Here is a 13,813-nt window from a genome sequence, read left to right as displayed (position 1 = left end):
ACTCGCCCGTACCGCCCCGGCGACCGGGTGTTCCGCCGCCGGGGCGGGCCGGGGTCAGGACGGCAGCAGGTGGCCCCGCCTGGACAGCAGGAACTTCTTGAAGGCCGCCACCGGGGGCGTGTCGGTGCGCCCCGCCAGCCAGGCCACGCCGATCTCGCGGGCCGCCCGCGGTGCCGTGACCGTCAGTTCGACCACACCGGGGCGGGGGACGGCGGGCGGCGGCAGCAGGGCGACGCCGAGGCCGGCCGCGACCAGGCCGCGCAGAGTCTCCGCCTCTTCCCCCTCGAAGGCCACCCGGGGCCGGAAGCCGGCCTCCTTGCACAGGGCGTCGGTGATGCGGCGCAGGCCGTAGCCGGGCTCCAGGGTCACGAAGGTCTCGTCGGCGGCCTCGGCGAGGCGGATGCGCCTGCGGCCGGCCAGGGGATGGTCGGCCGGGACGACCAGGCGCAGCTTCTGCTCGTCGAGGCGGCGGGCGACCAGGTCGGGGGCGTCCGGGACGGGGGAGGTCAGGCAGAGGTCGAGTTCACCGGCGCGCAGCCGCTCCAGCATGGCCTCGCCGTAGTTCTGGACGAGGCTGAAGCGGACGCGGGGATGGTCGGCGCGGAAGGCGTGCAGCAGGCCGGGGACGGTTTCGGCGCCCATGGTGTGCAGGAACCCGAAGGCGACCTTTCCGGTGGCCGGGTCGGCGTCCGCGCGGACCTCCTCCGCGGCGCGTTCCACCTCGGCGAGGGCGCGTTCGACGGAACCGAGGAAGGTGCGTCCGGCGACGGTCAGCGCGAGGGTGCGGCCCCGGCGCACGAACAGGTCGACGCCCAGGTCGGCTTCGAGGCGGACGAGGGCGCGGGAGAGGGTGGACTGGGGGACGTTCATCTCCTGGGCGGCCCGGGTGACGTGCTCGGTACGGGCCACGCCGGCGAAGTGCGCGAGGCGGGGGGCGAGCAGCGCGACGATGTCTTCTGTGTCACCGTGCGGTGACAGGCGGGGCTGTGAGCTCTGCTGATGCACCATGGGAACGATTATCGCCATTCCGTGCATTGGACGGATGAGTCGCGGTCTCCGTACGGTCGCAGGCATGACTCCCGCCGATACCGGGGCGTCCACGACCGTGGGCGCCGCTGCATCCGTCTCCGCTCCCGACGTCCCCGGCCCGGCCGGCGCCTCCGCCGCGACCGGCGCCCGCGACCCGCGCATGGCCCCGGGCGGCCCCGGTTACCGCCGGATGAGTCTCGCCCTCTTCCTCGCGGGCGTCGCGACCTTCGCGCTCCTGTACTCCACCCAGGCCCTGCTGCCGCTGATCTCCGGCGACATGGGCGTCACGGCGAGCGACGCGAGCTGGACGGTGGCCGCGGCGACGGGCGGACTCGCGCTGTTCGTGCTGCCGATGAGCGCCCTGTCGGAACGTTTCGGCCGGCGGACGGTCATGACGGCGTCGCTGGCGGTCGCGGTGACCGTCGGCCTGCTGGTCCCCTTCGCCCCCTCGCTGCCGGCGCTGGTCGCGCTGCGCGCGGTGCAGGGCGCGGCGCTGGCCGGCCTGCCGGCCTCGGCGACGGCGTACCTCGCGGAGGAGGTCACGCCGAGGGCGCTGATCACCGCGATCGGCCTGTTCGTGGCGGGCAACAGCGTGGGCGGGATGAGCGGCCGGGTCATCACCGGCTGGGTCGCCCAGGAGTGGGGCTGGCGGATCGCCGTCGGGGTGATCGGCGCCGTGGCGGTGGCCTGCGCGGTCGCCTTCCGGATGCTGCTCCCGGCGCCGAAGCACTTCACCCCGGGCTCGCTGCGCCCGCGGGTCCTGGTCCGCACGGTCCGCGACCACCTCGCCGACCCGCTGCTGCGCCGCCTGTACGCGATCGGCGCGCTGTTCATGACGGTGTTCGGCGGCGTCTACACGGTGATCGGCTACCGCCTGACGGAGGCGCCGTTCTCCCTTCCGCAGGGCGTCATCGGCTCGGTCTTCCTGGTCTACCTGGTCGGCACGGTCTCGGCGTCGACGGCGGGCCGCCTGGTGGGCCGCCTCGGCCGCCGCGGGGCCCTGTACCTGGGCGGGGGCACGACGGCGGCGGGTCTGCTGCTGTCCCTCGCTCCGTCCCTGCCCCTGGTGCTGTTGGGGCTGGTGCTGATCACGGCGGGCTTCTTCGCCGGGCACGCGGTGGCGTCCTCGGCGGTGAGCAGGACGGCCACCCACGGCCGCGCCCAGGCCTCGGCGCTGTACCAGTCCGCCTACTACATCGGCTCCAGCGCGGGCAGCACGGTGGGCGCGCTCGCCTTCCACTCCGGCGGCTGGGCCGGGACGGTCGGGGTCGGGCTGCTGGCGGTGGCGGGCGTGGTGGCGATCACGGTCGTCGGTTCGCTGGCCGCCCGGCGCACGGCCGAGGCCGCGCCGGTGCCCGCCTGAGCGGGCTCGGGACCGATCCGAGCCACCTTGCTGACCTGCGCTTTCCCTGACTGCACAGGCCATTGTCAGTCCCCTGCGGTAGCTTCCGAAGTGCGAGGCGCGAAGACGCGCACGAGGTGACGGCCACAGGGGTGGGTGGACGATGAGCAACGGCACCATGACGACGGAGCTGGATGCCGCGCTGGAGAAGCACCGGACCGAGCTGACGGGGTACTGCTACCGGATGCTCGGCTCCTCCTTCGAGGCGGAGGACGCGGTCCAGGACACCCTGGTCCGCGCCTGGCGGAGCTACGACAAGTTCGAGGGCCGCTCCAGCCTCCGTTCCTGGCTCTACCGGATCGCGACCAACGTCTGCCTGGACATGCTGACCGCGGGCAACAAGCGCGCCCGCCCGATGGACCTCACCGATTCCACCCCCCTCGCGCAGGCCGCGCTGTCCCCCCGCCCGGACCACACCTGGCTGGAGCCGATGCCGGACGCCCGCGTGCTGCCCTCGACCGCCGACCCCGCCGAGGCCGCCGTCGCCAAGGAGTCGGTGCGGCTGGCCTTCATGGCCGCGCTCCAGCAGCTGCCGCCCAAGCAGCGGGCGGTGCTGATCCTGCGCGAGGTGCTGGCGTGGAAGGCCTCGGAGGTCGCCGAGCTGCTGGGCACGACGGTGGCGTCCGTCAACAGCGCCCTCCAGCGCGCCCGCGCGACCCTCGCCGAGCGGGAGGAGCGGGGCGACGCCGGCGCGGTGTCCGACCCGCTGGACGAGGAGCAGCGGAAGCTCCTGGACCGCTATGTCGCGGCCTTCGAGGGCTACGACATGACGGCGCTGACGGCGCTGCTGCACGAGGACGCGGTCATGACGATGCCGCCGTTCGACCTGTGGCTGGCCGGTCCGGCGGACATCACCGGTTTCATGACGACCCTCGGCGCCGCGTGTGCGAACTCCCGGCTGCTGCCGGTCAACGCCAACGGGCTGCCGGGCTTCGCGCACTACAAGCCGGACCCGGAGGCGGGCGGGTACGCGCCGTGGGCGGTCCAGGTGCTGGAGATCTCAGACGGGCGCATCACCGGGTTCCACTGCTTCCTCGACACCAAGCGGTGGTTCCCGCTCTTCGACCTGCCGCTCCGTCTCGAAGCGGAGCCCGACGAGGTCCAGGAGGGCGTGTAGGGCGGGATCGGGGTCGCGCAGCCGGATCCGGCCCCCGGCCCGTCGGGCGGTGAGCTCCAGACGGGCCAGCAGGTCGACCACGGCGAGCCCCGGCGGTCCCAGCCCGCCGACGTCGCAGACGATCACCCCGGCCCGGGTGGCTTCCAGCAGCGCGCGCACCTCGTCGCAGAGCCGGGGCGTCTCCCCTCGGGAGACGGGCCCCGGCAGCACGAGTACGGCGGGTGTCACGGCGTCCACGTGCGGTAGACCGGGCACGGGCCGGGAACTCATCGGTGCCCGCCATCAGAGATCACATTGACGTGCGCACACCCTCACCCCGAGGGTTTGCTGTATGCCCCACGCATCCCCTCCCTCCGCCGTGCCGCCGAACGTCTCCGTGCCCGCCGAGGAGGCGTGGCCGTGCAGGGGGTGCTGACCGGGTTCGCGGTCATCGCGGTCGTCATCGCCGTCGGGTACGTACTCGGTGTGCGCGGCCACCTCGGCCCCCAGGGGCGTGAGGTCCTCACCAAGCTCGCCTTCCACGTGGCCTCACCGGCCCTGCTCTTCACCACGCTCGCGACGGCCGACCTGTCGGTGGTCTTCTCCAGCCGCCTGCTGGTCACGGCGCTGTCCACGGTCGCGGTGGCCGGTGTCTTCGTCGCGGTGGGTGTCGCACGCGGCTGGGGCGTGGGCCGGACCACGATCGGCGCGCTGTGCTCCGGTTACGTCAACTCCGGCAACCTCGGCATCCCGATCGCCGTGTACGTCCTGGGCGACGCCTCACTGGTGGCGCCGGTGCTGCTGTTCCAGCTGGTGCTGGTGACGCCGGTGGCGGTGACGATCCTGGACCTGGCGGGCGGGGACGGTCAGGCGCCGTTGTGGCGGCGGCTGCTGACGCCGCTGCGCAATCCGATAGCCCTGGGCTCGCTCGCCGGGGTCGCGGTCGCGGCGAGCGGACTGCGGGTGCCGGACGCGGTGATGGACCCGCTGACCCTGATCGGCAACATGTCCGTGCCGGCGGTCCTGCTGGCCTTCGGCATCGGGCTGTGCGGGTCCACGATGCCGCTGCGGGGCGTGGAACGGCGGCCGGTGCTGCTGGCGGTGGCACTGAAGACGCTCGGTCAGCCCGCGGTGGCCTGGGCGCTGGCGTCCGGGGTCTTCGGACTGCGGGGCGCGCAGCTGCTGGACGTGGTGGTGACGTCGGCGCTGCCGGCCGCCCAGAACCTCTACACGTACGCGTCCACCTACCGGGTGGGCGAGCGGCTGGCCCGGGACGCGATCCTGGTGTCGACGGTGGTCTCGGTGCCGGTGCTGGTGGCGGTGGCGACGGTGCTGGGGTGAGTCAGGTCTCGGGGAACTCGCCGGTGTCGAGCGTCAGGTCGAAGGGAGCGGGGAGCCTGAGGGGATCGCCGAACTTGGCGGCGCCCAGCACCCGGTAGACGTCACCCTTCGGTTCGCCGTAGAGCGTCGCGGTGGGTCCGCCGGGGGCCCAGCGGTCGACGAGGAGGTAGAGCGGGATGCCGGCGGTGGCGTAGGCGGCGGGCTTGCTCACGCGGTCGTGGCGGGCGTTGGACCTGGAGGTGACCTCGACGACGAGCTGCGCCAGGGCGGCGGGGATGTGGGTGTCGGACTCGGCGTGGTCGGGCAGTTGCGCCACCACGATGTCCGGGATCAGCATCCCCAGACGGGACGGTACGGCGATCGCCAGGGTCTGGAAAACCTCCCATTCCTCGGGGATCGCGGAGACCAAACGGCGGTGGATGCGCGAGGCGGTGACGTTGTGAGGCAGTCCCGGAGCAGGTGACACGGTGATGATCCCCTCGATGATCTCCACCTTGCTGCCCTCGGGCCATTCCATCTCCTCCCAGAACCGGACGAGGTCGTCCCAGCTCTGGTCGGGCTCCTGGCTCACGGTGAGTGCGCTCAGTCGGGTAGCCGGAGGGCGTTGCCGCCCTCCGGCCCCCTCAGAACCGGACGTGCGGCTGTTCACCGCATCCGGCTCAAGCGGGCCCCTGGAGTCACGCGGGTCGGTCATCTTGCTTGGCCCTTCTGTGGTCGCCGGCGTGGTGCTGGCGATGGCAGTCGGCGTGTACGAGGCGAAGATTCGTCCGCTCGTCCGAGCCGCCGTCGCGCCGGTAGATGAAGTGGTGCTTGTGCAGCGGCTTCATCGATGCCGAGAACCACGCGGCCCACTCGCGGGGGTTGTCCGGTGTGTACTCGGCATCAGGGATCAGCGGCTGTTTGCACAACGGGCAGATCCCCTTCTGGCGGGATGCGAGAGTGATGGTCCACCTGTCGGCGGTCCCGGGCACCCTTTTGCGTCGGCGGCTCGCCCAGTAGTCGGCCAGCGAGGGGTCGTCAGGGGAGTTGCCCTCTTTGACGATCACGTGCCGGACGATTCTGGTCCAGTTGAACTTGTAGAGATAGGTGCCGGTGTCCCGGTCACCGAAGACCCACTGGTCCTTCCGGGTCGAGTTGAAGACGCCGTAGTGCTTGGCCAGTCGCCAGCTCTTCGGCTTGTTCGGGTGGGAGTGCTTGACCCACTTCTGCGTGAGCGTCCACACGTAGAAGTCCAGGGACTTGAAGGTCTCCTTGGACACCACCGTCCGGTAGTAGGTGGCCCACCCCTTGATGATCGGGTTGAGCCTCCTCACCACGGCTCCAGCGTTCGCCCCTCGCAGGCCGATCACTTCACTGCGGAGCCGTTCCCGGACCCTCTTCACAGCCGCCTTGCTCGGCTTGATCAGCAGAGTCCCGCTGTACCGCCGGATGTTGAACCCGAGGAAGTCGAAGCCTTCTTCAAGGTGGAGGACCGATGTCTTCTCCTCGTTGAAGGCGACCCCGCGCGGGGCCATCCAGACAGCCAGCTGCTCCTTGACCCGGTGCGCTTCGTCTTCGCTGTGGCAGAACACCGCGAAGTCATCTGCGTACCGGACCAGGACCGGAGCATCTCTTCGGGACTTGTGGGAACGTCCCTCTGTGAGGTGCCCGGCCGCCGTTTCCATGCCGTGCAAGGCCACGTTGAGCAGCAGTGGGCTGATCACACCACCCTGAGGGGTTCCCTCATCGGTAGGTGAAAACCGTCCGCAGTCCATCACTCCCGCCTTGAGCCACCCCCGGATCGCTTCCCGCGCTGGGAAGGTACCGATGAGACTCATCAGGTGGTCGTGCGAAATACGGTCGAACGCCGCTGTCAGATCAGCGTCGATCACCCATAACCGCTTGGCCCGTTTCTGGCCTGCGATATTGAAGATGGCACCGATCGCGTCATGACAGCCCCGGCCGGGGCGGAAGCCGTAACTTCGCTGTTCGAACCGGGCTTCCCACTCGGGTTCCAGTGCGTTCTTGACGCGGGCCTGGCGGACCCGGTCACGGATGACTGGAATGCCCAAGGGGCGCTGCTTTCCGTTGGCTTTGGGAATGTACACACGCCGGACGGGCAGGGGCTTTCCAGGCGAGCGTTCCGCTGTGATCTCAGCGGCCAGCCGTCCTCGCGCGTTCGGAGTGAGCGCACGTTCCTGGTCGATCCCGGCCGTCCGACGGCCTGTGCTCTGCTGCGTCACCCGCTTCACGCTTACGAGCGTGTTCGAGTGGGAGCGCAGCATGAGCTTCTGCAAGTTTCGGACCTTCTTCAGGTCCCCTTCCTGCGCGGCTGTGAAGATGCGCTGCCTCAGTCGCCGTACCGACGCCTCTGCCTTGGCCCAGTCGATGCTGTGCCAGGTCTGGGCGTGGTCCTCCGGTCCGTTCGCCGTCGTGGGAGGCATCGCCGCCACGGCGGTCACTGCCACACCTTCCTTCGGCATCCAACTTGCCCTTCGGTTCGGGTCTCTTCGCAGTTCTTCTTCACGGGCCTATCTGATCCGCGTGGGCTCCCTTTCGGGCCGAGGCATCGCCTCGTGTCCGACGAGTTATGGGACGCGGCTGAGGTCTCCACGTCCTTTTCCTCTGGGCTTTCGCCCTGTCGGCGTTCGCTTCTCGGATCATCCTGTCCCGCTGGAGGCTTGGTCCTTCGTTGCCTCCGGCTTACCGGGATCACTCCCGGACTCCAACGGGGTTTCCACGTTCCGCTCCCACAAGATGCGACCGGGGTGGGCTCCCTCTTAATCCCGGGCCCGACGGTGTCCTCCCCCTTCGGCGCCAATCCTCTGGGGTCGTCGTGCGCTCTTCCGCGCCAGGGCCTGTCTGCCGCCGACAGCTCACCATCGACGCGGCACAGGAGTTACGAGATGTCGTCAAGGGTTCATTTTCATTAGCCCGTCCGGCCTTCCCCTCGCCTGTTGCGGTCCGATGGCCGTGCCGCTCTTGGGCTTGCGCTTCCGGCTTCACACCCCGCCGTTACCAGCGACGCATGCGGAAGTGGGGACGGACCTTGGACACTGGTCCGAGATGGCCTGCTCATGACCTTCTTTCCTCACACAGACCATCTACTTGGGTGGAGCGACTTCGTGTCGCACTGGCGGTTCTCCTATCGGTGCGTCACCGATCCCAGCATGCAGAACGGGACCGGTGGAGGTCCACCGGTCCCGTTCACCCGAATGAGGAAAGCGCAGGTCAGGCGATACGTTCCCGCACCACCGGCGAGGCGGTGAAGGCCGTGCCCGCGGGGGCCACGTCGTAGGAGCCCTCCACCGCCGCGAGGGCGTACGCGAAGCGGTCCGGGGTGTCGGTGTGCAGGGTCAGCAGGGGCTGGCCCTCAGTGACCGTGTCGCCGGGCTTGGCGTGGATCTCGACGCCCGCCCCCGCCTGCACCGGGTCCTCCTTGCGGGCGCGGCCGGCGCCCAGGCGCCAGGCGGCGACGCCGATGTCGTAGGCGTCGAGGCGGGTCAGGACGCCGGAGGCACCCGCCTTCACCACGTGCTGCTCCTTCGCCGTGGGCAGGGCCGCGTCCGGGTCGCCGCCCTGGGCGCTGATCATGCGGCGCCAGACGTCCATGGCGGAGCCGTCGGCGAGGGCCTTCGCCGGGTCGGCGTCCTTCAGACCGGCCGCGTCGAGCATCTCGCGGGCCAGGGCGAGGGTCAGCTCGACGACGTCGGAGGGGCCGCCGCCCGCCAGGACCTCGACCGACTCGCGGACCTCCAGGGCGTTGCCCGCGGTGAGACCGAGGGGCGTCGCCATGTCCGTGAGGAGCGCGACCGTCTTCACGCCGTGGTCGGTGCCGAGGCCGACCATCGTGGAGGCCAGCTCGCGGGCGTCCTCGATGGTCTTCATGAAGGCGCCGCTGCCCACCTTCACGTCCAGGACCAGCGAGCCGGTGCCCTCGGCGATCTTCTTGGACATGATGGAGGAGGCGATCAGCGGGATGGCCTCGACGGTGCCGGTGACGTCGCGGAGGGCGTACAGCTTCTTGTCCGCGGGCGCGAGGCCGTCGCCGGCCGCGCAGATCACCGCGCCGACCCCGTCCAGGACGTTCAGCATCTCCTCGTTGGACAGGAGCGCGCGCCAGCCCGGGATGGACTCCAGCTTGTCCAGGGTGCCGCCGGTGTGGCCGAGGCCCCGGCCGGAGAGCTGCGGGACGGCCGCCCCGCAGGCGGCCACCAGCGGGGCGAGCGGCAGGGTGATCTTGTCGCCGACGCCGCCCGTGGAGTGCTTGTCGGCGGTGGGGCGGGACAGGGACGAGAAGTCCATGCGCTCGCCGGAGGCGATCATCGCGGCGGTCCAGCGGGCGATCTCGCCGCGGTTCATGCCGTTGAGCAGGATCGCCATCGCGAGCGACGACATCTGCTCGTCGGCCACCTCGCCGCGCGTGTACGCGTCGATGACCCAGTCGATCTGCTCGTGACTGAGTTCGCCGCGGTCCCGCTTGGTGCGGATGACGGAGATGACGTCCATGGCCATGTCTGGCTCTTCCTAACGGATGACGGGAGTGCGGGGGTTACTTCGTGAGGTGGTCGGGGCCGAAGGCCTGCGGGAGCATCTCCGACAGCGGGAGCACCCCGGCGGGGGTCTCCAGGAGCATCCCGGGCCCGCCGAACTCGAACAGCAGCTGCCGGCAGCGGCCGCACGGTACGAGGATCTCGCCGTGGCCGTCGACGCAGACGAAGTGCGTCAGCCGGCCGCCGCCGGTCAGCTGGAGCTGGGAGACCAGCCCGCACTCGGCGCACAGGCCGATGCCGTAGCTGGCGTTCTCCACGTTGCAGCCGGAGACCGTGCGGCCGTCGTCGACCAGGGCGGCGGCGCCGACCGCGTACCCGGAGTAGGGGGCGTAGGCCCGGGCCATCGCCTCCCGGGCCGCGGTGCGCAGCGCGCCCCAGTCGACGCCGGTCACTTGCCCTGCCCCTTCCGGTACGGCATGCCGTTCGCCCTCGGCATGCGCAGCCGCTGGGCGGAGAGCGCGAGGACGACGAGGGTGACGACGTAGGGCGTGGCGGAGACGACCTGGTTGGGGACGTCGTCGGTGCCCGCGTACCAGGCGAAGACCAGCGCGCCGACGACCAGCGTGATCGCGGCCTTGACGTACTTCTTGCGGATCACCAGCCAGATCGCGCCGGCGACCAGCAGCAGCGCGCCGAGCAGCAGCAGGGCGTGCACGTTGGCGGAGCCGCCGCGCAGGTTGAGGCTGTCGGTGTAGCCGAAGAGGCCGGCGCCGATGGCGAGGCCGCCGGGCATCCAGTTGCCGAAGATCATCGCCGCGAGGCCGATGTAGCCGCGGCCGCTGGTCTGGCCCTCCAGGTAGAAGGGGTTGGCGACGATGGACAGGAAGACGCCGCCGAGCCCGGCGAGGCCGCCGGAGATGATCACGGCCAGGTACTTGTACTTGTAGACGTTGACGCCGAGCGACTCCGCGGCGACCGGGTTCTCGCCGCAGGAGCGCAGCCGCAGGCCGAACGGGGTGCGCCACAGGATGTACCAGGTGGCGGGGATCAGCGCGACGGCGATCAGGGTGAGCCAGGAGACGTTGGTGACCAGGCCGCCGAGCAGGCCGGCGAGGTCCGAGATCAGGAACCAGCCCTTGTCGTTGAGGTCGACCAGCCCGTCGGAGAGGCCCGGCACCGTGAAGTGGCCGAGGGAGTCCACCGGCGGGGACTGCTTGGCCGAGCCGCCCTGGTGTCCTTCGAAGGCGAGCGGGGCGAGGTAGCGGGTGGCGCCGAGGGCGAGGATGTTGATGGCGACGCCGGAGACGATGTGGTTGACGTTGAAGGTGATCGTCACGATGGCGTGCAGCAGGCCGCCGATCGCGCCGCCGACGATGCCCACCAGGACGCCCGTCCACGGGCCCCACTGGAAGCCGGCCCAGGCGCCGAACCAGGTGCCCAGGATCATCATGCCTTCGAGGCCGATGTTGACGACGCCCGCTCGCTCGGCCCACAGGCCGCCGAGACCGGCGAGGCCGATCGGCACGGCGAGCTGGAGCGCGGTGGACATCTGGCTGACGTTGGTGATGCCGTCGGCGCCGGTGATCAGGCGCACCAGGGAGGTCAGGGCCAGGGCTCCGGCGATGACCAGCATCAGGACGGGCAGGGACAGGCGGCGGCCGGTCGGCGCCGCGGGCTGCAGCGTGGGCTGGTTGAGGTCGGTCGCGGTGGTCATCGGCCGGCCACCTCCTTCTTGTTGTCGGTGGCGCCGAGGACGTGACCGGCGGCCAGCTCCGCGCCGACGCGGCGCTGCTGGCGGCGCAGGCCCCACTCGCGGACGGCCTCGTAGGAGACGACGACGGAGAGGACGATCAGGCCCTGCATGATGACCGCGATCTCCTTGTCGTAGCCGTGGAAGTCCAGCTCGGGGCTGGCCTTGTCGAGCCAGGCCCAGAGCAGGGCGGCGAAGGCGATGCCGACCGGGCTGTTGCGGCCGAGCAGCGCGATGCCGATGCCGAGGAAGCCGATGCCGGTGGGGAAGTTGAGGCTGTAGGTGTGGGTGTCGCCGAGCAGGATCGGCAGGCCCGCGAGACCGGCGAGGCCGCCGGAGATGAGCATCGCGGTGAGCACCATGCGCTTGGGGTCGACGCCGCTGGCCGCGGCGGCGGACTCGGAGGCGCCGGAGGCGCGCAGGTCGAAGCCGAAGCGGGTGCGGTTGAGGACGACCCAGTAGCCGATGCCGAGCAGCACGGCCAGGATCACCAGGCCGTAGACCTCGCCGGCCGCGCCCATGTCGATGCCGGGGATCCAGCCGGACTCGTGCATCTCGCCGGTGGTGTTGTTGTTGCCGATCTTGACGCCGAAGACGTCCGGCAGCCACAGGTAGCCGATGACGGAGGTCGCGATGGCGTTGAGCATGATCGTCGCGACGACCTCGCTGACCCCGCGGGTCACCTTGAGGACACCGGCGATGCCGGACCAGAAGGCGCCGGTGAGGACGGCGGTCAGCAGCAGCAGCGGCACCTGGAGGGCGGCCGGCAGGTCGGCGTGCGCGCCGACGATCGCGGCCATCATGGCGGCCAGCTGGTACTGGCCGTCGACGCCGATGTTGAACAGGTTCATCCGGAAGCCGATGGCGACCGCCAGCGCCGCGATGTAGTACATCGACGCCTGGTTGATGATCAGGACCTGGATGTCGGAGAAACCGGCCTGCTCGAACATCAGGGCGAAGGGCTCGACCGGGTTCTTGCCCGAGGCGATCAGCACGATCGCGCTCAGCACGAAGGCCACGGCGAGCGCGATGACCGGTCCGGCCACCGCGAGGAGCACGCGCTCCTTGTCGAACTTCTTCATCAGCGGGCCTCGTCTTCCGGAGCCTCGGGAGACTTGCGCATCTCGGGGGTCTCTTCGTGTTCCAGGTGGCCGGTCGCGGCGCCGGTCATGGCCGAGCCCAGCTCCTCGGGGGTGATGGTGGCCGGGTCGGCGTCCGCGACCAGCCGGCCGTCGTAGATCACCCGGAGGGTGTCGGAGAGGCCGATCAGCTCGTCCAGGTCGGCGGAGATCAGCAGGACGGCGAGGCCCTCGCGGCGTGCTTCGCGGATGTGGTCCCAGATCGCGGCCTGCGCGCCGACGTCCACACCGCGGGTGGGGTGGGCGGCGATGAGGAAGCGCGGCTTGTGGCTCATCTCGCGGCCGACGATCAGCTTCTGCTGGTTGCCGCCGGACAGCGAGGCGGCCGTGACGTCGATGCCCGGGGTGCGGACGTCGTACGTCTCGACGATGCGGCGGGTGTCCTCCTGGGAGCCCTTCGGGTCCAGCCAGACGCCCTTGCTGTTGGGCTTCTCGGTGACGTGGCCGAGGATGCGGTTCTCCCAGAGCGGGGACTCCAGGAGCAGGCCGTGGCGGTGGCGGTCCTCGGGGATGTAGCCGACGCCCTGCTCGCGGCGCTTGCGGGTGGGCAGCGCGGTGATGTCCTCGTCGAGGAAGCGGATGGTGCCGGAGTCGGCGTGCCGCAGGCCGATGAGGGCGTCGACCAGTTCGGTCTGGCCGTTGCCCTCGACGCCGGCGATGCCCAGCACCTCGCCGGCGTGGATGGTGAAGGAGATGTCGTCCAGCAGGGCCTTGCCGCCGGGAGCGGCGAGGCGCAGCGTGTCGACGGTGAGGACCGCGCGGTCGGTGACCGTGGACTCGGCCGTCTCGGGCGTGGGCAGCTCGCTGCCGACCATCAGCTCGGCGAGCTGGCGCGGGGTGGTCTCGGCGGGCACGGCCGTGCCGACCGTCGTGCCGCGCCGGATGACGGTGATGTCGTCGGCGACCGAGAGGACCTCGCCCAGCTTGTGGGAGATGAAGATGACGGACAGGCCCTCCGCCTTCAGCTCGCGGAGGTTGTCGAAGAGCGCGTCCACCTCCTGGGGCACGAGCACGGCGGTCGGCTCGTCCAGGATCAGCGTGCGGGCGCCGCGGTAGAGGACCTTGAGGATCTCCACGCGCTGGCGGGCGGCGACGCCGAGCTCCTCGACCAGGCGGTCGGGCTCCACGCCGAGGCCGTAGCGCTCGGAGATCTCCTTGATCTTCCGGCGGGCCCTGGCGCCGATGCCGTACAGCTTCTCGCTGCCGAGGACCACGTTCTCCAGGACCGTGAGGTTGTCGGCGAGCATGAAGTGCTGGTGGACCATGCCGATGCCGCGGACGATGGCGTCGGCCGGCGAGGAGAAGGCGACCTGCTCGCCGTCGATCGCGATGGTGCCCTCGTCCGGCTTCTGCATGCCGTAGAGGATCTTCATCAGGGTCGACTTGCCGGCGCCGTTCTCGCCGACGAGGGCGTGGACGGTGCCCTTGCGGACGGTCAGGTGGATGTCGTGGTTGGCCACGACACCGGGGAATCGCTTGGTGATCCCGGCGAGCTCGACGGCGGTCACCGATTCGTTGACCGCCGCTCCGGCCGGAGGGCTGCTGGACGCGTTGATGGCGCACTCTCCTGGGGACGGGGGCCGT

12 protein-coding genes are annotated in these 13,813 nt (G+C 70.6%); 3 read left to right on the top strand and 9 right to left on the bottom strand.

The features are described 5' to 3' along the window. Positions 1 to 54: 54 nt before the first annotated feature. Positions 55 to 1,008, bottom strand: coding sequence for a LysR family transcriptional regulator (locus SAM23877_RS22395; RefSeq protein WP_053136127.1), 954 nt, complete (start codon positions 1,006 to 1,008; stop codon positions 55 to 57). 64 nt (positions 1,009 to 1,072) lie between these two features. On the opposite strand from SAM23877_RS22395, the gene SAM23877_RS22390 reads away from it, so the two are divergent. Together SAM23877_RS22390 and SAM23877_RS22385 are read left to right on the top strand one after the other, a co-directional pair. Continuing rightward, complete coding sequence (locus tag SAM23877_RS22390; RefSeq protein WP_053136124.1) at positions 1,073 to 2,392, top strand: MFS transporter; 1,320 nt, start codon at positions 1,073 to 1,075, stop codon at positions 2,390 to 2,392. 142 nt (positions 2,393 to 2,534) lie between these two features. After that, positions 2,535 to 3,548, top strand: coding sequence for a sigma-70 family RNA polymerase sigma factor (locus tag SAM23877_RS22385; protein ID WP_053136121.1), 1,014 nt, complete (start codon positions 2,535 to 2,537; stop codon positions 3,546 to 3,548). On the opposite strand, the gene SAM23877_RS37720 is transcribed toward SAM23877_RS22385, so the two are convergent. Then, a complete protein-coding gene (locus SAM23877_RS37720) occupies positions 3,432 to 3,818 on the bottom strand; it encodes an STAS domain-containing protein (protein WP_159041994.1) in 387 nt (128 codons plus the stop codon). The two genes, SAM23877_RS22385 and SAM23877_RS37720, sit on opposite strands and share 117 nt — an antisense overlap. A 129-nt stretch (positions 3,819 to 3,947) precedes the next feature. Here SAM23877_RS37720 and SAM23877_RS22380 point away from each other — a divergent pair, with 129 nt between their 5' ends. Further along, entirely contained in the window at positions 3,948 to 4,868 is a 921-nt protein-coding gene (locus SAM23877_RS22380) for an AEC family transporter (RefSeq protein WP_053142753.1), read from the top strand. A gap of 1 nt (position 4,869) precedes the next feature. Here SAM23877_RS22380 and SAM23877_RS22375 read toward each other — a convergent pair whose 3' ends face one another. The 7 genes from SAM23877_RS22375 to SAM23877_RS22345 all read right to left on the bottom strand — a co-directional run bounded on the left by SAM23877_RS22375 (position 4,870) and on the right by SAM23877_RS22345 (position 13,737). Further along, positions 4,870 to 5,454, bottom strand: a complete 585-nt coding sequence (locus tag SAM23877_RS22375) for a Uma2 family endonuclease (RefSeq protein WP_053142751.1) — start codon at positions 5,452 to 5,454, stop codon at positions 4,870 to 4,872. Between the two features lie 91 nt (positions 5,455 to 5,545). Next, complete coding sequence (gene ltrA / locus SAM23877_RS22370) at positions 5,546 to 7,291, bottom strand: group II intron reverse transcriptase/maturase (RefSeq protein ID WP_053142750.1); 1,746 nt, start codon at positions 7,289 to 7,291, stop codon at positions 5,546 to 5,548. A gap of 787 nt (positions 7,292 to 8,078) precedes the next feature. Further along, entirely contained in the window at positions 8,079 to 9,356 is a 1,278-nt protein-coding gene (locus tag SAM23877_RS22365) for a thymidine phosphorylase (RefSeq protein WP_174532299.1), read from the bottom strand. A gap of 43 nt (positions 9,357 to 9,399) precedes the next feature. Next, entirely contained in the window at positions 9,400 to 9,792 is a 393-nt protein-coding gene (locus SAM23877_RS22360) for a cytidine deaminase (RefSeq protein WP_053136115.1), read from the bottom strand. Beyond that, positions 9,789 to 11,054 (bottom strand): ABC transporter permease, encoded by a 1,266-nt coding sequence (locus tag SAM23877_RS22355; protein ID WP_053136111.1) that lies wholly within the window; start codon positions 11,052 to 11,054, stop codon positions 9,789 to 9,791. The genes SAM23877_RS22360 and SAM23877_RS22355 overlap by 4 nt, the downstream gene beginning before the upstream one ends. After that, a complete protein-coding gene (locus SAM23877_RS22350; protein ID WP_053136109.1) occupies positions 11,051 to 12,172 on the bottom strand; it encodes an ABC transporter permease in 1,122 nt (373 codons plus the stop codon). Before SAM23877_RS22350 ends, SAM23877_RS22355 begins: the two co-directional genes overlap by 4 nt. Further along, complete coding sequence (locus tag SAM23877_RS22345; RefSeq protein WP_053136106.1) at positions 12,172 to 13,737, bottom strand: ABC transporter ATP-binding protein; 1,566 nt, start codon at positions 13,735 to 13,737, stop codon at positions 12,172 to 12,174. The genes SAM23877_RS22350 and SAM23877_RS22345 overlap by 1 nt, the downstream gene beginning before the upstream one ends. Positions 13,738 to 13,813 lie beyond the last annotated feature (76 nt).

The sequence above is a fragment of the Streptomyces ambofaciens ATCC 23877 genome (assembly GCF_001267885.1).
In the GTDB taxonomy this organism is placed as follows: Bacteria; Actinomycetota; Actinomycetes; order Streptomycetales; family Streptomycetaceae; genus Streptomyces; species Streptomyces ambofaciens.
This window is presented reverse-complemented; position numbering and strand designations above follow the sequence as displayed.

What these genes read in the sequence shown, in the direction of transcription:
- SAM23877_RS22395 (WP_053136127.1), bottom strand. Translation starts at nt 1,008, where the DNA reads ATGGTGCATCAGCAGAGCTCACAGCCCCGCCTGTCACCGCACGGTGAC.
- SAM23877_RS22390 (WP_053136124.1), top strand. Translation starts at nt 1,073, where the DNA reads ATGACTCCCGCCGATACCGGGGCGTCCACGACCGTGGGCGCCGCTGCA.
- SAM23877_RS22385 (WP_053136121.1), top strand. Translation starts at nt 2,535, where the DNA reads ATGAGCAACGGCACCATGACGACGGAGCTGGATGCCGCGCTGGAGAAG.
- SAM23877_RS37720 (WP_159041994.1), bottom strand. Translation starts at nt 3,818, where the DNA reads ATGAGTTCCCGGCCCGTGCCCGGTCTACCGCACGTGGACGCCGTGACA.
- ltrA (WP_053142750.1), bottom strand. Translation starts at nt 7,291, where the DNA reads ATGCCTCCCACGACGGCGAACGGACCGGAGGACCACGCCCAGACCTGG.
- SAM23877_RS22365 (WP_174532299.1), bottom strand. Translation starts at nt 9,356, where the DNA reads ATGGACGTCATCTCCGTCATCCGCACCAAGCGGGACCGCGGCGAACTC.
- SAM23877_RS22355 (WP_053136111.1), bottom strand. Translation starts at nt 11,054, where the DNA reads ATGACCACCGCGACCGACCTCAACCAGCCCACGCTGCAGCCCGCGGCG.
- SAM23877_RS22350 (WP_053136109.1), bottom strand. Translation starts at nt 12,172, where the DNA reads ATGAAGAAGTTCGACAAGGAGCGCGTGCTCCTCGCGGTGGCCGGACCG.